Origin of the sequence: Rhizobium sp. PvP014 (genome assembly GCF_017876855.1) — a bacterium.
GTDB lineage: Bacteria > Pseudomonadota > Alphaproteobacteria > Rhizobiales > Rhizobiaceae > Neorhizobium > Neorhizobium soli.
On record NZ_JAGIOT010000003.1, the window covers coordinates 16614 to 38846 of the forward strand.

At 59.2% G+C, this 22233-nt stretch carries 19 protein-coding genes; 7 read left to right on the forward strand and 12 right to left on the reverse strand.

The features are described 5' to 3' along the window. Window positions 1-738 precede the first annotated feature (738 nt). From araH to J3A65_RS21705, 4 genes are all read right to left on the reverse strand, one after another. On the reverse strand, window positions 739-1692 hold the full coding sequence (gene araH, locus J3A65_RS21690; RefSeq protein ID WP_209903711.1) for an L-arabinose ABC transporter permease AraH: 954 nt from the start codon (window positions 1690-1692) through the stop codon (window positions 739-741). Between the two features lie 16 nt (window positions 1693-1708). Further along, the gene (gene araG, locus J3A65_RS21695; protein ID WP_209904152.1) at window positions 1709-3214 is read right to left on the reverse strand and encodes an L-arabinose ABC transporter ATP-binding protein AraG; all 1506 of its coding nucleotides are present in this window, start codon (window positions 3212-3214) and stop codon (window positions 1709-1711) included. Between the two features lie 71 nt (window positions 3215-3285). Next, entirely contained in the window at window positions 3286-4266 is a 981-nt protein-coding gene (locus J3A65_RS21700) for an arabinose ABC transporter substrate-binding protein (protein WP_209903714.1), read from the reverse strand. A gap of 101 nt (window positions 4267-4367) precedes the next feature. Beyond that, entirely contained in the window at window positions 4368-5141 is a 774-nt protein-coding gene (locus J3A65_RS21705; protein ID WP_113110367.1) for a FadR/GntR family transcriptional regulator, read from the reverse strand. Between the two features lie 246 nt (window positions 5142-5387). Between J3A65_RS21705 and J3A65_RS21710 the strand changes: the two genes are divergently transcribed. The 7 genes from J3A65_RS21710 (at window position 5388) to J3A65_RS21740 (ending at window position 13509) form a co-directional block, all read left to right on the forward strand. Then, complete coding sequence (locus J3A65_RS21710; RefSeq protein WP_209903716.1) at window positions 5388-6359, forward strand: substrate-binding domain-containing protein; 972 nt, start codon at window positions 5388-5390, stop codon at window positions 6357-6359. A 97-nt stretch (window positions 6360-6456) separates the two neighbouring features. Beyond that, entirely contained in the window at window positions 6457-7983 is a 1527-nt protein-coding gene (locus tag J3A65_RS21715) for a sugar ABC transporter ATP-binding protein (RefSeq protein WP_209903718.1), read from the forward strand. A 12-nt stretch (window positions 7984-7995) separates the two neighbouring features. Beyond that, window positions 7996-9003, forward strand: coding sequence for an ABC transporter permease (locus tag J3A65_RS21720; RefSeq protein WP_209903720.1), 1008 nt, complete (start codon window positions 7996-7998; stop codon window positions 9001-9003). Between the two features lie 7 nt (window positions 9004-9010). Continuing rightward, on the forward strand, window positions 9011-9901 hold the full coding sequence (locus J3A65_RS21725; protein WP_209903722.1) for an aldose 1-epimerase: 891 nt from the start codon (window positions 9011-9013) through the stop codon (window positions 9899-9901). A gap of 27 nt (window positions 9902-9928) precedes the next feature. Next, a complete protein-coding gene (locus J3A65_RS21730) occupies window positions 9929-11557 on the forward strand; it encodes a GMC family oxidoreductase N-terminal domain-containing protein (protein ID WP_209903724.1) in 1629 nt (542 codons plus the stop codon). Between the two features lie 13 nt (window positions 11558-11570). Continuing rightward, a complete protein-coding gene (gene dgoD / locus J3A65_RS21735) occupies window positions 11571-12719 on the forward strand; it encodes a galactonate dehydratase (RefSeq protein ID WP_209903726.1) in 1149 nt (382 codons plus the stop codon). A 10-nt stretch (window positions 12720-12729) separates the two neighbouring features. Beyond that, complete coding sequence (locus tag J3A65_RS21740) at window positions 12730-13509, forward strand: SDR family oxidoreductase (protein WP_209903728.1); 780 nt, start codon at window positions 12730-12732, stop codon at window positions 13507-13509. A 117-nt stretch (window positions 13510-13626) separates the two neighbouring features. Here the strand turns inward: J3A65_RS21740 and J3A65_RS21745 are convergent, their stop codons facing one another. From J3A65_RS21745 to J3A65_RS21780, 8 genes are all read right to left on the reverse strand, one after another. After that, window positions 13627-15111: a CapA family protein gene (locus J3A65_RS21745; RefSeq protein WP_209903730.1), complete on the reverse strand. Its 1485-nt coding sequence runs from the start codon at window positions 15109-15111 to the stop codon at window positions 13627-13629. A 59-nt stretch (window positions 15112-15170) separates the two neighbouring features. Continuing rightward, complete coding sequence (gene prpB, locus J3A65_RS21750; protein WP_209903732.1) at window positions 15171-16076, reverse strand: methylisocitrate lyase; 906 nt, start codon at window positions 16074-16076, stop codon at window positions 15171-15173. Between the two features lie 9 nt (window positions 16077-16085). Next, window positions 16086-17615, reverse strand: coding sequence for a tripartite tricarboxylate transporter permease (locus J3A65_RS21755; RefSeq protein ID WP_209903735.1), 1530 nt, complete (start codon window positions 17613-17615; stop codon window positions 16086-16088). Next, on the reverse strand, window positions 17615-18055 hold the full coding sequence (locus J3A65_RS21760) for a tripartite tricarboxylate transporter TctB family protein (protein ID WP_192078985.1): 441 nt from the start codon (window positions 18053-18055) through the stop codon (window positions 17615-17617). The genes J3A65_RS21755 and J3A65_RS21760 overlap by 1 nt, the downstream gene beginning before the upstream one ends. Window positions 18056-18065: 10 nt before the next feature. After that, window positions 18066-19058 carry a tripartite tricarboxylate transporter substrate-binding protein gene (locus J3A65_RS21765; RefSeq protein ID WP_209903737.1) on the reverse strand — a complete coding sequence of 331 codons (993 nt, stop codon included), beginning with the start codon at window positions 19056-19058 and terminating at the stop codon, window positions 18066-18068. Between the two features lie 76 nt (window positions 19059-19134). Next, on the reverse strand, window positions 19135-20559 hold the full coding sequence (locus tag J3A65_RS21770; protein WP_209903739.1) for a sensor histidine kinase: 1425 nt from the start codon (window positions 20557-20559) through the stop codon (window positions 19135-19137). Continuing rightward, window positions 20556-21227, reverse strand: coding sequence for a response regulator (locus tag J3A65_RS21775; protein WP_209903742.1), 672 nt, complete (start codon window positions 21225-21227; stop codon window positions 20556-20558). The genes J3A65_RS21770 and J3A65_RS21775 overlap by 4 nt, the downstream gene beginning before the upstream one ends. A gap of 177 nt (window positions 21228-21404) precedes the next feature. Then, entirely contained in the window at window positions 21405-22157 is a 753-nt protein-coding gene (locus J3A65_RS21780) for an IclR family transcriptional regulator (protein WP_209903745.1), read from the reverse strand. Window positions 22158-22233 lie beyond the last annotated feature (76 nt).

Consider the following 22233-nt stretch of genomic DNA (forward strand, 5'->3'; position numbering starts at 1 on the left):
CCGCCTGCACCAAGGGAGCCGAGCGAAGCATGATCTCGCTGGGCAGCGCGTTCGCTGCCGCTCGGCGCCCGTGTGGCAAGACGCAACTCTGTTGCGCACCGCAGTAAAGTCTGTGTCGTGTTTCTATGAACAGTGGCAGCCTAGTCAGTCTGGCGAGAACGAGCCAACGACAAAGTGGTAGCGCTATCATACTTCCACGAACACTTGCCAATCAACCAACCTCACACTAGCTTACGTTATGCGCGGTAGAATTCCATCTGATGTTCTTCTCCGGCCTGAAGACCTGGCTCTGCTCGAAAGAGTATTTGCGCAGGCAGTGCCGATACACGAGACGCATCCCGACGAGCTCGCGATGCTGCTTTTCCGCTTGTTCCAAGAAGGAAGGCGAGACGAGAAGAAACTGCTGGCAACTGCCGAAGCGTGGTTCCTGTAAGCCAACCTTGCGCCCTTTGACCCGATCGAGAGCGAGGAGGTCGCAGATGCGGCTCTTACCTTCGCAAGCGGAAAGATCGAACAGTACAATCCGGTCGTCATTGCGGAGGGCATAGGCTCATCGACCCGCGAACTTGTATTCCCTCGGCAGGCTGACACAGCGTTTCTCCACCAATAAGCCGATGAATTGTCTTAGGAATCTTAGTGATTTGATCTCTAATCACGGGTCGTAGGTTCTGGTCCCATCAAGGCGTTCACGATGGAACTAGCTAAACATCGCTTGCTACTCACCTTACTTCAGGTCTTTCACGCTCGGCCACGTCCGGCGGCAGTCGAGCGCATGTTGTCAAGCAGCACCGCGATCAGCAAGATCAGACCGCGTACGACATACTGGTAGAAGGCCTGGATATTGAGCAGGTTCATGACGTTCTCCGCGATACCCATGATGAGAACGCCGACGATGACGCCAGTCATCGCGGCGCGGCCGCCGGCAAGCGAGACGCCGCCGAGCACGCAGGCGGAAATGACCGAGAGCTCCAGCCCTGTTGCCGCGTTCGGCTGGCCGGAGGTGATGCGCGAGGCGAGCAGGATGCCCGCAATGGCACAGACCAGACCCTGAAGCGCGAAAATCCAGATACGCATCCGTACGACGTTGACGCCGGCAAGCCTCGATGCTTCCGGGTTGCCACCGATCGCCAGCGTATTTTTCCCGAACACCGTGCGGTTCAGCACAAAGCCGAAGATGATGAACAGAGCGATCATGATCCAGATCGGCGTCGGGATGGTGAAGAAACGGGAGAGGGCCAGCTGGTAGAACGACGGGTCGTTAATGCCAACGGCCCGGCCATCCGACGCGATCAGCGCCAATCCACGGACGATTTGCATGGTGGCGAGCGTCGTGATCAGGGCGTTGATGCGAAACTTGGCGATGACCACCCCGTTGACGAAGCCGACGGCGCTGCCAGCCAGAAGAGCCGCCAGAAGCCCGAGCACGATTGAGCCGGAGGCATTCGACACCATCACGGCGATCATGCCGGAGAAGGCGACCGTGGACCCGACCGAAAGGTCGAAATCCCGCGAGGCCAGGCAGAACATCATCGTGCAGGCGACGATGCCGATCGTGACTACCGACTGTAGCAGACCGAGCATGTTGCGCTCGGACAGGAAGTTCGGGACGAAGATCGACACGATCACGAAAGCGACGGCGAAGATCACCACAAGCCCCTGTTCGCCGAGAAGTATCTTTTTCAACGCGTTCATCGATATCGTTCCTGGATTAAATGGTGCCGGCGGCATTCTTGTCGGGGAGGGCCGCGGTGAGGATGGCGCGTTCATTGAAATTGTCGCGGGTGACATCCGCGGCAATGCGACCCTGGCACATGACCATGATGCGGTCGGATATGCCCATGACTTCCGGCAGTTCGCTGGAGATAACGATGATGGCCATGCCATTGGCGGCAAGATCGTAGAGGATCTCGTAGATTTCGGATTTTGCGCCGACGTCGATGCCGCGCGTCGGCTCATCGATGACGAGCACCTTCACCCCCTGTTCCGACAGCCAGCGGCCCAGAATGACCTTCTGCTGGTTGCCGCCCGACAGGTTGATGATGTCCTGTTTGCGCGAGGGCGTGCGCACGCGAAGCTTGGCGATGAACTGGTCGGCCAGCGCCGCTTCTTTCTTCGGCCTCAGAACGCCCAAGGGCGAGAAATGTCGGCGCGAGGAAATCACGATATTCTCCTCGATCGAACGACCCTGCACGATGCCGTCGAACTTCCTGTCTTCGGGGCAAAGGACCATGCCGGCATTGATGCTGGCCTTCGGGTTGTTCGCAGCCACGGCGACGCCATCGATGCCGACGCTGCCCTGCTGGCGTTCGTCGGCCCCATAGAGCAGCCGCGCCATCTCGCTGCGGCCAGCCCCGATCAGCCCGAAAAAGCCGAGGATTTCGCCCTGGCGCACCGAAAAGCTTATCGAGTTGCGCAGCCGCGGACCCGAGAGGTTCTCCACCTTGAGCCTGACATCGCCGAGCGGACGCTCGCGCCATCCCCAGATGTTGCTGATTTCGCGTCCGACCATTTCTGCAATGATCTGCTCGCGGGTGGTATCGGCGACGTCCGGATGATGGGCGGCGAGTTTGCCGTCGCGCAACACCGTCAGGCTGTCGCAGAGGCGAAAGATTTCGTCCAGGCGGTGGGAGACATAGAGGATGACGGTGCCCCTGGCCTTCAGCTTCTCGATCAGCGAAAACAGGATCTCGCTTTCGCGCGAAGACAGGGACGAGGTCGGCTCATCGAGGGCGATGACGCGTGCGTCGAGCATGACGGCCTTGGCGATTTCCACCATCTGGCGGGCGCCGATCGAAAGCGTCGAGACCTTCGCATTGGGATCGACGTCGATGCCGATCTCGTCGAGCCTCGACCGGACAGTTTCGATTAAGGTGCGGCTGTCGATCACTCCGGCTTTGCCCGGGAACCGACCGAGCCAGAGGTTTTCTGCGACCGTGAGCTCGGGGACGAGCTGGAGTTCCTGGTGGATAACGATCACGCCGGCATGGAAAGCGTCGCGGGCAGACCGGTATTGCTGCTCTTCACCATCTATCGAAATGCTGCCGGCGTCTGCCGACTGGTCGCCCGAGAGAACGCGGATAAGCGTGGACTTGCCGGCACCGTTTTCACCCATCAGCCCGTGCACTGCCCCTTTTTGGACAGCAAACGAAATGTCGGACAAAGCCTGGACGCCGGGATAACCCTTGGAAATATTCCGGAATTCGAGGAAAGCCATCATTGCCCCATGGATGAAAGAACTGTCCCGGCAACGTGGACGCCGCCGGGGCAAGGATTTCTTGCGAGACCTTATTCGACGCCGAGATCCTTGCGGACCTTCTCGTAATCGCCGCGCAACGCAAGCGAACCGGCTGTCAATGTCAGCATCGGCGGCGCCTTGTCGTTGGCGATCCACTCGTACATGTTCATAGCGGTCTCGTATCCGTGACGTTTCGGCGAGATGATGACGGTACCGAAGAAGCCAGTGGCCGAGGGTTTCTTGAACTCGTTGATCGCCGATTCCGCGCCGCCGATGCCCACGCCGATGATATTGCCGGTCGAGATGCCGACCGATTCCGATGCGCGAACCGCACCGAGGACGGCCTCGTCGTTCAGCCCGAACGCTACCCAGTATTTAACGTTGGCATGCTTGTTGAGCACGGTCGTCGCGGCATTGAGTGCGGCTTCCGTATCCGTCTTGGCCTGCGGTGCATCGTAGATGTTCTCAGCTGGGAAGCCGGCCGCCTTCAACACCGAGATCGCGCCCTCGACACGGTCGACTGCCGTTGGAAGCTGGTCGTAGGAGACCCGGATCGCGCCGACCTCCTTCATGTCCCAGCCGCGCTTTTTGATCTCGTCGACTAGCGCCTGGCCGACGGTCTCGCCGATCTTGGTGGCGGAGATACCCATATGGGCGACGTCTTCCAGCGGCTTGCCATCGGCGCCGACCAGCCGGTCGTCGACGGTCATCAGCTTCAGATCGTTGGCGGTCGCTTTCGCGACGATACCCGGGCCGAGCTTCACGTCGGGAACGCAGATGATGAAGCCCCGGGCGCCCTGGGCACCCAAGTTGTCGATAGCGGACTGGACTTTTTCACCGTCTTCGGCGCCGATCTTGACCAGAGTGAAGCCCTTTTCCGTGGCGGCCTGTTCGGCGAACTTCCATTCGTCCTGGAACCAGGGTTCTTCGGCCTGCTTGACGACGAAGCCGATCTTCACATCCGCCGCCCAAGACGCGCTTGCCACGAGTGCGACGGCGCTGGCCAGCAACAATGTCTTCAATGAACGCATTGAATTTTCCTCCTTCTTGCCCGCGTGCCTCCGCGCGGTAGAAGCTCAACTATCCATCAAATATCATACGCGTCAACATATATGTATGATTTTTCTTTTCGTTATTTTCCCTCGGTGACTTCGGCAGCCTTGCGGGCTCGGCGCAGGGCATCGGTCATTTCGCTTCGCGCAACGCCAATGAGCTGTTCCATTGCATGGCGGGCTGCGTCTGGCCTGCGCATCCGGATCGCTTCCAGCACGTCCTGGTGGGTGAGGATCGCCTGTTCGTGGCTCTGGCTGGCGCGGTTGGTCAGCCGGAAGCTCGCTAGCAGCGCCGCGCGGATGGCGCTGGCGAACTGGCGGTAGACCCAATTGCCGCTGGCATTGATGATCGCGGTGTGGAACTCGAGGTCGGCGCGGCTCCAGTCTTCCGTATCTCTGGAGTTGGCCTCGACCATGTCCTCGAAAGCCTTGGAGATCTGATAGAGCTGCCGGGCATTGGCATTGGCTGCGGCCTGTGCCGCAGCGGCGGGCTCGAGCAGCTGCCGGGCATCGATAAGCGAGGAATAGAAGGCGTCGTCACCGCCAACGGTCAGCATGACGTCGAGCACGATCGGATCGAGATAGTTCCAGTTTTCGCGCGGAAGCACGATGGTGCCGGCCCTTGTGCGCGAGCGCACCATGCCGAGCGCCGAGAGATATTGCATCGCCTCGCGCAGGCTGGTGCGGCTGACGCTGAACTTCTCCGTCAGCTCCGCCTCATTCGGCAGCGTGGCATTCTCCGGAAAGGCGCCCGAGACGACCATCTCGACAAGACAGTGCAGCAGCGCCTCCCTCACGCTTCGCTTGCCGCGCTGGGCAATCGGTGCCCCGTGTTCTGTCAAAATCCGTGTCATGGACGCGCTCTTCACTTGGTCCGCTCTCCGTTAATCCGTGTATCCGGCGCCCGATCCGGCTCCGCTTCTAATCCGGGACTGGCCTCGAGCGCTCGGCCACTATCAGTAGTATGGATGATCTCAGTTTTCCGATCAAATCCAAAAATAAATCATATTTATATTGACATATATCTGACCGATCTTATTTTGCCATTCGCCGGCGTTGAGAGCATTGCCGACATCGACATCAATTCGAGGGAGGAGCAGATGAAGATCATCAGGCAGGCAGCGCTTCTGGCCGCTGCAGTGCTCGCAGGCGCGACGACGGCGATGGCGCAGGAAGATCTCAAGGTCGGTGCCATATACATGGACGCCCAAGGCTTTTACGCCGGCGTTCGCAAGGGCATCCAGACCGGCGCCGCGGACGCAGGCCGCAAGCTCGACATCGTCGAGACCAACGCCCAGGGCGATGTCAGCAAGGAATCGTCCTTCATCGATTCGCTTATTTCGGCTGGCGTGCAGGCGATCATCGTCTCTCCGGTCTCAGCAGATGGTTCCTACCGGGCCATCCGCCGCGCCCATGACGCCGGCATTCCGGTCGTCTGCTACAACACCTGCCTCAACGATGCGGACATGAAGGAATATATCTCGGCCTACGCGGTCGGGGATCCCTTCGAGTTCGGCCACAAGCTCGGCGATGCGGCGGCAGAGTATTTCATCGCGGCAAAAAACGAGGCGCCCAAGATCGCCGTGCTCAACTGCGAATTCGTCGAGGTCTGCGTCACACGGCGCAAAGGCTTCGAGGAGGCGCTGAAAGCAAAGGTGCCGGGCGCACAGATCGTTGCCAATCAGGAAGGTGCGGTTCTAGACAAGGCGATTTCCGTGGCCAGCACAATGCTGTCTTCTAATCCAGATATCGACGCCTTCTTTGGCGAGGCCGGCGGCGCCACTCTAGGTGCTGCTCGAGCCGTCAAGAGCCAGGGCAAGACCGGCAAGGTCGTCGTCTTCGGTGGCGACATGACGACCGAGATCGCCCAGGAGCTCTCCGATTTCTCGGTGATCAAGGCGGTCGTCGATATTTCCGGCCAGGGCCTTGGCAAGCTTGCGCTGGCGCAGGCGGTGAAGTCGATCGACGGCCAGCCTCCGGAAGGGATCAAGGTCCCCTATGACATCGACGTCTACAAGTCCGCCGATGACGGCAAGGCCTGGCTGAAGGCGCATGCCGACGGTATTCCGTGATCCCGGGCGATAACCCCATGACCTCCGGGTTTCCTCTGGACGCAAGCAGTCAGATGTCGCCGGCAATTCGGCGCCGTCTCTTTCAACGGAAAGATCGATGATCTCTGTTTCCCAGACAAGGCCGGCAGACATCTCCGCAGTCGCGTCCGTCAATGGATGTACGCGGCGTTACCCTGGTGTGCTGGCGCTCGACAATGCCACGTTCAACGTGGTGCCCGGCGAAGTGAGAGCGCTGCTCGGCAAGAACGGCGCCGGCAAGTCGACGCTGATCCGCATGCTGACGGGTGCCGAAGTCCCAGACAGCGGTACAGTGCTGGTCGATGGTGCCGAGCTCACCCAGACCGGCTCCGGCCGCGCGCAGGAATCCTTTGAGAGGGGGGTGTGCGTCGTCTACCAGGAGCTCAGCCTCGTTCCCGGCATGACGCTGGCCGAAAATCTCTTTCTTGGACGATGGCCGCGCAAGGGCGGCGTCATCCAATATGCTGCGATGGAAGCGGAAGCGGCAAACGCGATGAGCCGTCTCGGGCTGGATCTGCCGCCGGACCGCCTGGTCGCGGCCCTCAGTCCCGCCGAACGGCAGCTTCTTGAAATCGCCCGGGCCATGCTGGGAAAACCGAAGCTCGTCATTCTGGACGAGCCGACGAGTTCGCTGGCGGCGGCCGAGGCCGAGAAGGTGATGGCGGCCGTGACCAGAGTCGCGGCGCAGGGCGTCGCCGTGATCTACGTCAGCCACCGGATGAACGAAATCCGCCAGATCGCTCATTCGGCAACAATCATGCGCGACGGCCGGATCATCGATACGGTCGACGTCAAGGGAGCCGACACGCGCGAGATCGTTCGCCTTATGCTCGGTTCGGAAAGCGCTCAGGCCGCCGCCCTGGAAGACAGAAGCCAAGCCGAGATCGTGCTCGAGGTCCGGGATCTGGCACTCTCGCCGAAGCTCTCTTCTATTTCCTTCTCGCTCAGGAAAGGCGAGGTTCTGGGCATTGCCGGACTTCTTGGCGCGGGACGGACAGAGCTGCTGCAGGCGATCATGGGCGTACGCCGCTTCGATTCCGGCGATGTTCTGGCCGGGGGAAAGTCCGTGCGCTCGGCCGGCTATAGGCAAATGGTCAGGCGAGGATTCGGTTATACGCCGGAGAGCCGCAAGGAAGAGGGCATTGTGCCGCTTCTCGGCGTCGATGAGAACACGCTGTCCACCAACTTCGCCGGCGTCAGCAGCAACGGTATCCTGTCGTCGCGCCGGATGGCGGAAGCGACCCGCAAGATCATCGACCGCCTCCATATCAAGACGGCACGCACGGATACGCCGATCGGCACGCTGTCCGGCGGCAACCAGCAGAAAGTCGTGATCGGTCGCTGGGTCTATGCCGGCAGCCGCGTCCTCCTGCTCGACGAGCCGACCCGCGGCGTCGATATTGAGGCCAAGGCACAGATCTATTCGATCATCCGCCAGCTCGCCGCCGAAGGCCGAAGCATCATTTTCGTCTCCAGCGAAATTGAGGAGCTGCCGCTTGTCTGCGACCGCGTCGTCGTTTTGAGAGACGGCGCGCTGCAGGAAGAATTCAAATCACCCAACATCGATCAGGACAGCTTGATGGCGGCCTGCATTACCGGACATTGAGGGAGACATTGGATGTCACTCGACCATGCTGCCAAGCCGGCGGCTCCTGAAAAGGCGAAGGCGCCGCGGTTCACGTTCACGCAGCATATGAACGAGATCAGCCTGTTTTTCGCGATCGTCGTTCTCTACGTGATCTTCGCGTCGACGGCGCCGGGCTTCATCTCGTTCAACAACCAGGTCAATATCCTGCGGGATGCGGCCACGATCGGAATCGCGGCCTGGGCGGTGACGTTGATCATCATCGCCGGCGAGATCGACGTGAGTGTCGGTCCGATGGTGGCCTTCATCTCGGTCGAGCTCGCCTTCCTGCTCCAGATGGGCGTGCCGACTCCCTTGGCCTTCATGCTGGCGATTGCCTTCGGCGCATTGCTCGGCGCGATACCTGGCATATTGCGCGCCTATTTCGACGTGCCCTCCTTCGTCGCCACGCTCGGCATGTGGAGCGCGTTGCGCGGAACGGCCCTGTTCGTGACGGACGCGCTGCCGGTGTCGATCGGCCGCAACGATATGCTGGATGCGCTCGACCGTTCGGTCTTCGGCATTCCTCCGGCGGCGATCATCATGCTCATCCTTTTCGCGGTCTTTGCCTTCGTCAGCCGCAAGACGGCATTCGGACGCTCCGTCTTTGCGGTCGGCGGCAATGCTCATGCGGCATTTCTGAGCGGTATCAACGTGTCGCGGATCCGGGTGGCGCTTTTTGCCATTGGAGGTGCGATGGCTGCAATCTCCGGCATCCTCCTCGTCTCGCGGCTCGGCTCCGGCAACGCTACGGCTGCAAGCGGGCTGGAATTCGACGTGATCGCGGCGGTCGTCGTCGGCGGCACGGCCCTGTCGGGCGGCCGCGGTTCCATGCTCGGAACGCTTCTCGGGGTTCTGGTCATTACCTTGATCGGCAATGGTCTCGTTCTTCTGGGCATCAATCCGTTCTTCCAGCAGGTGGTGCGGGGATTGATCATCGTCATTGCGGTGCTCGCCAATATTCAGGCGATCAAGCGCAGCCTTTCGCGCAACAAGGGGTAAAGCCGGCATGGCAGTCTTGAATCTAAAGGTTGGCTCTCTTTCGCTGCGTGTATCGACCGCTGGCGGACTGATCGTCGGCTTCTGGAAAGATGACGAGAATGGCCGCGTACCGCTGCTGCGGGATGCTCCCGCCGAAGCGGATGCGCTCTCATCTTCTTGCTATCCCCTTGTCCCATTCGGAAACCGGGTGAAGGGCAATCGTTTCGCGTTCGACGGGTTGGAGTATCATTTCAGCCCAAACACGGAATGGGATCCCCATTACCTGCATGGCGAAGGCTGGCAGTCAGAATGGTCGCTCGACGAACAGGCGGACGACCGGGTCGTGATGAGCTTTGCCCATCAGCCGGGTGGGCATACGCCCTATGCCTACCGCGCCAGGCAGACCTTTATGCTAACAGACGACGGGCTGGAGCTCACCCTATCCGTCGAGAACGCGGGCGAGAACGCCTTGCCGTTCGGGCTCGGCTGGCACCCCTATTTTCCGTTGACGCCCGAGACGATGCTGCTAGCACCGGCGCGGAAATTTTGGACCGAGGTCGAAGGCTGGCTTCCGGGCGAGGCGACGGAAATCCCGGCCGATCTCGATTTCAGCGAGCCCCTGGCCCTGCCGCAGCGATGGGTCAACAACGGTTTCGAGCAATGGTCCGGCGAAGCGACGATATTCTGGCCCGAACATGGCACGAAACTTCACCTGACGGCCGATCCGATCTTCCGGCATGCCTTCATCTTCGTCTCTGACACCGACTTCGACCCCCAGTTCAAACGCGACTATTTCTGCTTCGAGCCGATGTCGCACCTCGCAAACAGCCATAACATGCCGGATCTCGGCGATCTCCAGGTCCTGAAGCCCGGCCAGCGATTGTCGGGCAGCATCCGGCTTCGGCCGCAGGATATTTGACCGTGCGCATATACCCGAGGAGAAGAAATGTCTGAGGAACGCCCGTTCGACTTTATCATCGTCGGTGGAGGCAGTTCCGCCTGCGTGGTGGCTGCGCGTCTTGTCGCCGATGGCGGGGCACGGGTGCTGCTGCTGGAACGCGGTCCGCCCAAACCCAACCCCATCATGAACTTTCCCGCCGGCTACATGAAGTTCCTGGCGAAGGACACCTATCTCTCGATGCATAAGACGGCGCCACAGCCTCAGCTCGACGGGCGAGGCCCAATCGTGCCGCAGGGCAGGGTGTTGGGGGGCGGCAGCACGGTCAACGCTATGGTCTATATGCGCGGGCAGGCGGCCGACTTCGATATGTGGAATGAACTTGTGACAGCGCCCGGATCCGACAACGACGATTCCTGGTCCTATCGGGACCTGCTTCCCTACTTCAAGTCGCAGGAGGACAACGACCATCTTGCCGGTGACTATCACGGCGTCGGCGGTCCGCTGAAGATCTCGCATCTCGGCCATACCAGCCCGATGACCCGCACCTATATAAAGACGCTGCAGGGCATGGGTATCCCCTACAACCCGGATTTCAACGGTGCCGCGCAATTCGGCGTCGGTTTCATGCAGCATACGATCGACTGGCAGACCCGCAAGCGGTCGAGCGCCGTCGATGCCTTTCTGGCGCCTGTCATGAACGATCCGAAGCTAACAATCGAAACGGGCGCGACCGTGACCGGCGTTCGCATGGACGGCGATCGTGCCGTCGGCGTCGATTACGTGCAGAACGGCACCCCCAAATCTGCCCGGGCGGGAACGGAGGTCATCCTTGCGACCGGCGCCTACCAGACGCCGAAGCTGCTGATGATTTCCGGCATCGGCCCGCAGGGCGAACTTGCAAAGCACGGTATTGCGACAAAGGTGGCACTGCCCGGCGTCGGCCGGAACCTTCAGGATCACTACGAATGCCCGGTGGTCGCGACGACGAAGGGAGCCTTTGGTTACTACAAGCAGGACCGCGGCTGGCCGATGATCAAGGCCGGCCTGCAGTACCTGCTGTTCAAGTCCGGTCCGGTCTCGACGACAGGCGTCGAGACATGCGCTTTCTACGACCCGGAAGGCAACAACGATCGGCCGACCATCCAGATGTTTTGTGTTCCGACTGTCTATCTTGACCGCGACGTGATGGGAACCGAACCCGGCGACGGCGTGACGATAAACTCTCTGCTGCTGCGACCCAAGGCGCGGGGCTCGGTAACGCTTGCCTCGAGCGATCCGTTTGACGATCCAATCGTTGATACCCAGATCTTTGCTCACCCCGACGACCTGAAGCTGACGATCGAAGGCTTCCGCTTCGCCCGCAGGGTGCTCTCGGCATCGCCGATGCAGGAACTCATCGACAAGGAGATTTTCCCAGGTGCAGACGTGGTGAGCGATGAGGCAATCGCCGCCCACTGCAAACGAACGGTGAAGACCGGCTACCATCCCGTTGGAACCTGCAAAATGGGCCGCGACGACGATCCGGACGCGGTCCTCGACATGGATCTCAAGGTCCGGGGAACGCGCGGTCTGCGCGTCATAGACGCCTCGGTTATGCCCACTATCGTCAGCGGCAACACCAATGCCGCCGTTCTTGCCGCCGCCGGCAAGGCGGCCGACCTCATTCTCGCCTGATCGGAACAATCTCATGAAGATCACCAAGCTCACCACCTACATTGTTCCTCCGCGTTGGTTGTTCCTGAAGATCGAGACCGACGAAGGTATCGTCGGCTGGGGCGAACCGGTCGTCGAAGGGCGCGCTCTAACGGTTCAGGCCGCCGTTGAGGAGATGGCGGATTACCTGATCGGCAGGGATCCCTTCCTGATCGAGGATCACTGGACAGTGCTCTATCGTGGCGGTTTCTACCGGGGCGGCGCCATCCATATGTCCGCACTTGCCGGCATCGACCAAGCGTTGTGGGACATCAAAGGCAAGGCTCTCGGCCAGCCGATCCACTCGCTTCTCGGCGGCCAGCTGCGCGACCGCATCAAGGTGTATTCTTGGATCGGCGGCGATCGTCCTTCTGACGTTGCGAAGAATGCCAAGGACGTGGTGGCGCAGGGCTTCCAGGCAATCAAGCTCAACGGCTGCGAGGAAATGCAGATCGTCGATACGAATGAGAAAGTTGAGAAGGCGGTCGAGACGATCGCCATGATCCGCGAAGCAGTCGGGCCGCATATCGGTATTGGTGTCGATTTTCACGGGCGGGTTCACAGGCCGATGGCAAAGGTGCTTGCAAAGGAACTTGAGCCTTACAAGCTGATGTTTATCGAGGAACCGGTTCTCTCGGAGAATAGGGAAGCGCTTAAGGAAATCGCCAACCATTGCTCGACGCCGATCGCACTCGGGGAGCGGCTCTATTCGCGATGGGATTTCAAGCAGGTGCTATCGGACGGCTTCGTTGATATCATCCAGCCGGATCTGTCCCATGCGGGGGGCATAACTGAATGCCGAAAGATAGCGGCCATGGCCGAGGCCTATGACGTGGCGCTTGCACCGCACTGCCCGCTTGGGCCGATTGCGCTTGCGGCCTGCCTGCAGATCGACGCCATCAGCTACAACGCATTTATCCAGGAGCAGAGCCTCGGCATCCATTACAACCAATCGAACGATATCCTCGATTATCTGGTCAACAAGGATGTCTTCGCTTATGCCGACGGTTTCGTCGCCATTCCTCAAGGCCCGGGCCTCGGTATTGAGGTTGACGAAGCTTATGTGATTGAACGAGCCAAGGAAGGTCACCGTTGGCGCAATCCGATCTGGCGCCATCCCGACGGCAGCTTTGCAGAGTGGTAAGGAGCAGACGATGACGGGACGGCTTGCGGACAAGCGAATATTCGTGACCGGCGCAGCGCAGGGCATCGGCCTTGCGACCGCAAAGGCTTTTCTGCGCGAGGGAGCGGCGCTCTACCTCATTGATCGCGATGGCGACCTTTTGGAATGCGAGGCGTCGGCGATGAAGCAGGAGGGCGGCAAAGTCGCCTGGCTGTCGGCGGATATCACCGATGCTGAGGCTATTACCAACGCGGTTCATCAGGCAGCAGATGAACTTGGGCTGATCAACGCGCTCGTCAACAATGCCGGTGTCAACGTCTTTGCTAAACCCCTCGAAACGTCCGATGAGGAATGGAACCGCTGCTTCGACATCAATCTCAAGGGCGCATGGAACTGCTGCAAGGCGGTGCTGCCCGGGATGATCAAGACGGGCGGTGGCGTGATCCTCAATATCGCATCAACCCACGCCTTCACCATCATACCGCATACATTTCCCTATCCGCTGGCGAAGCACGCGCTGCTTGGCATGACCAAGTCGCTGGGTCTGGAGTATGCATCGAACAATGTTCGGGTCAATGCGCTAGCGCCAGGTTACGTCGCAACCCAAAAGGTCATCGACTACTGGAACGGCTTCGCCGATCCGGAAGCCGCCAAGGCCGAGACGATGAAACTCCATCCGGGCGGGCGGATCGCCTCGCCGGAGGAGATTGCCATGGCAGCCGTGTTCATGATTTCCGACGAATGCCCGTTCATGAATGCGACATGCCTGACCGTCGATGGTGGGCTGAGCGTCCAGCAGCATGCCGTTTAATCGGCGCTAAAGGCGCAACCGTAGGGCAGAGGTTCAGATCCGTTCAAGACAACGACGAGTAATGCGCGTGCAGCACCTGCGAGACGGCCTGTTGGCCGCCCCGCGAACCGTTGAACACTACTTTGCGAAGCCGGCCCGGATATTTGCACCAACAGAGACGGTCGCAGTTTCAGGGACGTCAATGTAGCCAACTCCGTCCTTGATGATAATCTCAGTTCCGAAAGGCTTTGAGTATTCCTGAACGAGTCGCAGGATACGCTCGGCATTCTCCGGCGATGGCTTCATCGGAATGTTCATACGCGACCAAGGCCGCTTCCTACCAAGCCCAAGGTCGGTCGGATGAATTCTAATTTGAGTCAGGCGACCTTCCTTGTAGTCGACCTCAGCGAGATAGGCCATCAGGTTGATATCCTGCTGCAGCCACTGTTCGCCGACTTCTCCGTCCTCGATATAGGTCTTCCCGTCTCCACCATCCGGGGTGCCATCGGCGCCAAAGCGATGGACAGATAGATTACCAAGATTATAGAAAATCGGCCGGCCCTTGTAGATCTCGATCCCTTGCATGGTGTGGTTGCCTTGGCCATGAAAGACATCAAGGCCGTTGTCGATCAGCTCATGAGCAAGGCGGACGGCATAGTCGGTTGGATAGTGATCCTGCGAATAGGCCTGAAAAGCATAACGGTTTTCGTGCATGTGCATCGAAAAGACCGCGAAGTCAGCATATTCTTTGGCACCGCGAACCGCCAGCACCTGAGCCTGCTCATCCTTCGGGTCCATGGCGTATAGATAGTTGCCGGGCTTGTCGCCGAGAACATAGTTCTTGCCTTGCAGCTCGACCGAGTCCGGCTTGTCCTTAGGGATATCGATCGGTCGGGTGACGTCCGGCTCCGTCCGGCGAGCCACGACAGAATCGCGGATCGCCTTCAACTGCGCCAGTTGCTCGGCTGTCACCGTCATGCTCTGGGTGAGCTTCAGGGTGTTCAATCCCCACTGCTCAGCGCCTTCGTTGCCCTTCTTGTCGCGCGCCGTCTCGGACGATGACGCAACAGGTCCCACGGGAAGCGCGTAGACCATCGCGACGCGACCCTGTTCCAGCTCCTGGAACACCGGCTGACGCGCAACGGTCAGGTTGGGACCATAGCCGCCGACCTTGATGCCGGCCTCTTCCATGATCTTAAGGGTCGATATCATTCCCGCTTCGCCACCGGCAGCCTCGCCGGCGCCCATCAGGTCAAAACCGAGATCGGCCCAGTCCGCTGCCAGTTCTTTCGGTGCCCAGTTGTTGCCATAGCCGTTCGGGCCCGCCCAGAAACGACGATCGACGATGAACACCTCGGCGTTGCCGATCGTCGTGTCGGCATTGCGCAAGATGGATTTCAGCTCTGGGCTGATCCGCTTGCCCATTGGCTCCTGCATCAGCACGTCACCGGCGAGCGCCAGCGTATAGTTCCCCGTCATCTTGTTGCGCAATTCCTTGGTCAGGTCGCGGGCTACAAAGCTATCGGGATCGGTGCGGGTGCGTGAAGACTGTGCGTGGGCGGTGGTCGCCACGCTGCAGACGGCTGCCGATGTTGCGAGCAGATAGATGGCAAAATTTTTCATTCAATGTTTCCTCGATGGTAACGCTGGTCACCAGTCTTCGTAAGTCTGTTGCATCCGGTTCAGACCGGCAGCTGGCTTTTCGCGATAGACGTGTCGAGCGCCTCGTATGCGTCGAGGCTGATCGTCTCGTAGAGCTCGGCTCGGGTCTGCATTCTCGAGAGCATGTTTTCTGTCGTGCCGGCGAGCGCCAGATCCTCGTAAAGCTTCTGCTGGGCATGGTTTGCCACCCGCAGCGAAGAAACCGGCCAGATGACCATCCGATAACCAAGCGTTTCCAGCCGCTCGGCCGTCATGGATGGCGAGCGGCCGAACTCGGTCATGTTGGCTAACAGCGGAACTCCTTTCATTGCCTCAGAAAATTCCGCAAACATCGCCTCCGTCGTGAGTGCCTCGGGAAAAATCGCATCGGCCCCTGCCGTGACGTAGAGCCTTGCCCGATCGATGGCCCGGTCGATGCCTTCCTCCGCAACCGCGTCGGTTCGGGCAAGAATCAGCAATGACCGCCGAGCACAGGCTGCCGCGGCAACCTTCGCGGCCATGTCTTGAGCAGGCGCTAGCTTCTTGTCGTTCAGGTGGCCGCATTTTTTTGGCAGCAACTGATCTTCGATCTGGATGGCGGCAGCTCCGGCGTCCTCAAGGCTTCGAACCGTGTGCATGACGTTCAGCGCTTCACCAAACCCGGTGTCTGCATCGACCAGCAGCGGCAAGTCGCTGGCACGTACGATCTGGCGGGTGAAGAACAGGACGTCCTCAAGCGTTAGAATGCCGAGATCCGGCATGCCCATCGAAGCGCTCATGGCCGCGCCTGAAAGGTATAGTGCCTGAAATCCTGCTTGCTTTGCCTGCAGGGCAGCGAAACCATTATGAGCGCCTGGCATCCTGACGATGGCAGGTTTATTCAACAACTGTCTTAGGCGCACTCCGGTAGGACTGGTTTCAACGTCACTTCCAACAAGATATGGCATTGGACGACCTCAATCCGGCTCAGTGATTGCTTCCTCGCGCCAACGTCTAAACCGAGGCATGAGAAGCGGAACCAGCAACACTAATGCAGCCATCACCCACAGGACGATCGCGATAGGGCTGGACCAGAGGATTGCGATGTCCCCGGCCGAAAGCGAAAGCGCGCGCCGAAGGCTCTGCTCGAGGATTTTGCCAAGCACCAGACCCAGGATTAGCGGCGCCATTGGCACTCCGAAGCGTCTTAAAAAATATGCGCCGACGCCAAGGGCCACCATCAGCACGAGGTCGAACGTCGTAGACTTTCCTGAATATACCCCGATCGTGCTGACCACGACGATAAATGGTACGAGAACCCAGGCTGGGACGGAGAGCATTCTGGCAAACAGCCCAACCAGCGGGATGTTGATGGCCAGCAGGATAACGTTGCCGATGAACAGCGAAGCGATCAAGCCCCAGACGAGATCTGGCTGAGAGCGGAATAGTGCAGGCCCCGGAGTGATATTGTAAAGCGTCAAAACGCCCAGCATGATTGCTGTAGTTCCAGAACTTGGGATACCGAGCGTTAGCATCGGGATGAAATTGCTGTTTGAAGCGCTGTTGTTTGCAGCTTCCACGGAGGCGAGCCCCCGCATGTCGCCTTGGCCGAAACGGCTGCCCTCCGGGTCGGTACGCTCAACGACGCGTTTTTCCGTCGTATAGGCTAGCGCGGAGGCAACGGTGCCGCCTGCACCTGGAAGAATGCCGACAAAGAAACCGATCAGCGAACCGCGCATCGTCGCGGCGTTGGTGAACTTCATTTCGGCGCGATTGAACAGTGGCCGGCCGAGCTGCTCAATGCGTGGCGCTGCTCCACCCTTCATGCTTTCTAGCATGATCAACAATTCGCTGATGGCGAAAAGCCCAATCACGACCGTCGCGAATTGAACGCCGTCGACCAGGTTCGGTGAATCGAAAGTGTAGCGATAAACGCCTGAGTTGGCGTCGATGCCTATGGTCGATATCCCAAGACCAAGCATGATTGCGAGCATTGCCTTGACGGGTTGATCCGTCAGCAGCCCAGTCAAGCATGCGAAGGCGAACACCATCAGTGCGACATATTCGATAGGCCCGAAGGCCAACGCCCATCTCGCCAGAAGCGGCGCGGCAATCACGATGCCGAGTGTGGCAATCGCCGAGCCGACGAATGAGGTCCAGGCAGACAGCGAAAGCGCTATGCCAGCTTTTCCCTGCCGGGCGAGGGGATACCCCTCAATGGCGGTCATGACAGCAGACGCTTCGCCGGGGACATTTAGCAGGATAGCGCTGATGCGCCCACCGTACTCGGATCCGATGTAGATTGCTGCCATTAGGATCAGCGAAGATTCGGGCGTCAGGCCGAGTGCGAAGACGACCGGCACCAGCATCGCAACGGCATTGATTGGCCCGAGCCCCGGCAAAACGCCGACCATGGTGCCGACGATCGCGCCGATGGCGGCTAGAAGCAAATTCGTCGGGGCAAGCGCGATTCCGAAACCGTGCGCCAGATAGGAGAGCGTTTCCATCAGATAAATCCTCCGAACGGACCAACGGGCAGAATGACGTCGAGCAGTTTGTCGAAAAGCAGATAGGAGGATATTGCCAGCGCCGCACCGGTGATAAGCCCTTGCCACCACGACGCTCCAAACACCATGGCGATCGGAACCATCAACACTGTCGTTGATAGTACGAAGCCGAGTGGTTGAAACAGCAAAGCATAGGCCAGCAGGCAGCCGGAGAGGATGAGGATCGGGCGACTGATGCCCGATCCTTCCTCGGTGTTCGCTTCACCCGGTTTCAAAACCAGGATGATGCCGCAGACAGCGATGGCGGCAGCTGCCATCAACGGGAATGCGCGGGGTCCAACGGGCTCGTAGGCAAACGGCGCCTGCAGGCCATAGCCGAAAATGACCATCACGGCCGCCAACGCGATCGCGGCTAGTCCGAGGAAGCGGTCCTGGGTCATCAATGCAGCCTTACTTGGTTGCGAGGCCGAAATCGGTGGCAAGCTTCTTGTACTCAGCGACTTGGCTGTGAACGAAAGCTGTCGTTTCCTCGGCAGTCATCGGCAGCGTGAACAGGTTGCGCTCCTGTAGAAGCTTGGCGTAATCAGGCGACTTCATCGTCGTGGCAAAGGCATCCGCCCACCACTTGTAGTCGGCATCGCTGACGTCGGGTCCGACATAGAAGCCGCGTGCAATCGGCCACTTTATGTCAAATCCCTGCTCGGCTGCGGTTGGTACCCCAGCCAGCTTGCCTGGAAGGCGCTGTTCGGAGAAAATCGCAAGCAGCTTCAAAGGTGCCCCGCCGTCGATTGCCGCCTGGCTGTCGCCGACATCGTTCATGCAGACATGGACGTGCCCACCTTGCAGTGCCGTCGCGCAATCACCACCGCCCTCGAATGCCACGAAACGCATCGTCTTGTAGTCGATACCGGCTGCGCGGGCCGTAAGCGCGGCTTTCATCCAGTCCTGGCTGCCGATCGTTCCGCCTGCACCGATGATTACCGATGCCGGGTCGGCCTTGATCGCCGCCATCAATTCGGTGAGTGACTTATGGACGCTGTCCTGCTGAACCACCACGGCACCGTAGTCGGTACCGATGTTGGCGACCCAGCGGACATCCTTCTCGGTGTAGGCGCCGAACTTGCCCTGGGAGATATTGAGAAGCGATCCGGCAGAAAACGCGATGATCGTTCCTGCTTCCGCACGACGCTGCCCTACGATGGAATTATAAGCGACGGCGCCGATGCCACCCGGCATGTATGAGATGCGTAGTGGTGCCTTCAGGGCGCCAGAGTTCTGCAGTGAGGCCTGGGCCAGTTTGCAGGTGATATCAAAACCGCCGCCTGGCTGTGCAGGAGCGATGCATTCGGGTTTTGCGGGCTCGGTTTTGCCGACCGTCGGAAACGCCAGAACGGCTACGGACGCAAAAGCAGCTGCAATGGTGGCTTGAATACGCTTGGTCATCAACAATCTCCTCCAAGATTCGCAGACCTCCATCTGCGTAGGAGCGCTATATCGGATCGAAGCTTTCAAACAGCTTTCAACCGGGGATGGGGGAGACGACAGGTAGGCTGATGCTGACCACAAGGCCGCTTCTGTCCAGACGATTGCGGACCTCCATGTTGCCGCCGGAAGCACGTGCGACGGTGAGGGCAATTGCTAGCCCGAGGCCGCTGCCATCGACCGATCGCTTGGTCGAACCACGCCGGAAGCGCGAACCCGCATGGGCGATTTCGTCATCATTCATGCCCGGGCCTTCATCCATAATTTCGGTAAGAGCCCGATCATTCTCGACTTGCAAGCGGATCGATATAAGCGAGCCGGGTGGCGAATAGGCAATGGCGTTGTCGATTACGTTGACGAGGGCTTCTTGCAGCAGCCCCTCGTTTGCCCGCACGACCACCGTGGCATCCGGCGGCTCGAACACGCAGTCCATCCGCTGGCTGCGAATACGTGACCACAACATCCGCACCGTCTCGGCGATCGTCTCCTCAAGCGCGATCTGCTCTTGTGGATAGGCGTCGTAACCTTGAGAGGTCCGCGCGCGCGCTAATGCAAGCAACTGGTTGGTGGTGCGGACAGATCGATCCAGGACGTTCAGGGCTGACAGCAAAGTCTTCCTGATATCGTCGAGGTTCTGTTGATGCAATGCGACATCCAACTGTGTCCTCATGATCGCCATCGGCGTTCTCAGCTGGTGCGAAGCATCGTCCAGGAAACGTCGTTGCTGATCGGCTTGCTCAACGTTCCGTTGCATCAACCGATTGACCGACTCAACCAGCGGACGCACTTCGAGCGGCAGCGATGCGACCTCTACAGGTGTCAGGTCGTCAGGTTCACGTTTATCGATCGCCTCACGCAGCCGATTGAGCGGCTTAACCGCCGCATAAGCACCTGCGGCAAGGAGCAATACCAGCGCCAGGATAACCAGAAAATCTCGCAACACCGCACGACTGATCAGCTCGTTTTGGAACGCCGCTCTCGAGCCCTTCGTCTCGGCAACCTGAATAATGATGTGCGTACCTTCGGGAGCGGTCGGCGAGAGAGGGCGCTTCAGGGCACCGACGCGGATCGCCTGGCCGAGATAGGTATCGTCCGAAAAGCGGATGTCACCGCTGGTCAGGTCAGGAGGAGGCGGCAACAGAACGTCACCTATTTGCACGAACCCGTCGTCGGTCGTGACGTTGAAGTATACGGCGCCTTGTGCCGTCAACTCGAAGAATTTGAAGAGCTGGTAAGGCTGTTCAACACCGACACCACCGCTTTGTGTGGAAATATTGGAGTCGATCGCGCGGATGGCGCCGGCGAGTGAGCGATCATAGGCGCTGTCTGCCAGTTCGTTAATGGTTGTGGCGCTGAACCACAGCGTTGAAATCATCCCAACGATCAACGCCGGCAGGGTCCAGAGACCCAATGTGACCGCCAGCCGGCGGCCGGGCAGCGCCCCAGCCTTCCGATTGATCACGTTGCATCCACTTCCAGCACATAGCCCAGTCCACGTAGTGTTCGTATGTGTACGGCTTCCCCAAGCTTCTTGCGCAATCGGTGTGCGATCACCTCGATTGCATCAAGCCGGATGTCCGCATCATATGAGAACATCCGGTCGATGATCTTCTGCTTCGACATTGGCTCGCCGGCATGTTGCAGAAGTATGCGAAGCATCGAATGCTCTCTCGGTGTAAGCTCAAGAGGCTCTCCATCAAGAGAGAAGCGTTGCTCGGCCGAATGATAACTCAAGGGACCGGATGCAAAAGTGCCGGCGTTCTTGCCGTGAGCACGCCGAACCAGTGCAACAAGTCGTGCTTCAAGCTCTTCAATAGCGAAAGGCTTGGCCAGAAAATCATCAGCCCCCTGATGCAGGCTTTCGATGCGCTCGGCCAGAGAATCCCGTGCAGTCAGGATCAGGGCAGGCGTAGTGTCACCCCGCGATCGCATTGCTGATAGCAACGACCGCCCGTTCATCTGTGGTAATCCGAGGTCGAGAATGATGGCATCGAATTCCTCCGTCTGGAGGCGCTTATCGGCGACAAGGCCGTCTTCTGACCATTCGGTCATGAAGTCGTATCGCTGGCTCAAGGCTTTCATGAGCCATTCCGCCAGCTCGATATCGTCCTCGATCAGTAGTATTTTCATACGTGTTCTCCAAGTTTGGAGATAAGGCCGGATGTCTGCGCAGATGACAAGATTAGAATACCCGAAGTTCATTGTACCAGAGGCTTGCCTCAGGGCTTTAGGTTAATATCTGCATCCGGAGACGGAACGTGTCGTCGTTCGGTCGCTTGAACCCGTTACGGGTGGGAGATCACGACGTCACCAACCCAAGCCAGCTGAAATTTGTCTAGCGGCATCTTTCAACAGCACAGCAAATCGCTCCATGTCGCTCTCCTGTGTACGGAAAGCTGGGGCTGCAATGTTGACTGCGGCGATCACCGAACCGTCGAACGCTAAGACTGGCACCGACACGGAAACCAATTGATCGCTGACTTCCCCGCGACTAATGCAGTGGCCAAGTCCCCTGATCGTCTTGAGTTCGGCCTCAAGTTTGCCCCGATCGGTGATCGTGCGGGACGTGAATTTCTCCAGCACCTCAGGCAACATCTGCGACTGGATCTGAGGTGGCAGGAAGGCCAGCAGCACCTTGTAGGATCCGGCGTGAAGTGGGCGCCGCCTACCGATCATCGAGTGCACGCGCAGATCACGTGTTGGCTCGAATTTTGCCACGCAAAGGGATTCGCCGTTGTCGATGATACGGAGCTGCGTCGTTTCATTCACCTTTTGACCTAACCGCTCGAGGATCGGATTGGCGACTCTCACCAAATCCACCTGGGTCGAGGCTGCAGTTCCAAGAACAATCACCGCGGTGCCAAGGCGGTAGGCGCCGTCTTGAGCCTTGCGAACCATTCCTCGATGTTCCAGTGTGCGTAACATCCGTAGAACTCGGGGCTTTGTTTCACCGATATTCCGAGAAATTTCTGACAGCCGAATGTCTGGTGTCTTCGCGACCGCCATCAATACTGAAATAGCTGTGTCGACAGATTGGACAATTCCGCTCTTTTCTTCCATGAATTCCGCTCTTTCTTACCCAGAATTATTGTAGTTGCCCAAATAAAAGGCATAAACCTCTTATTACGTACACCGT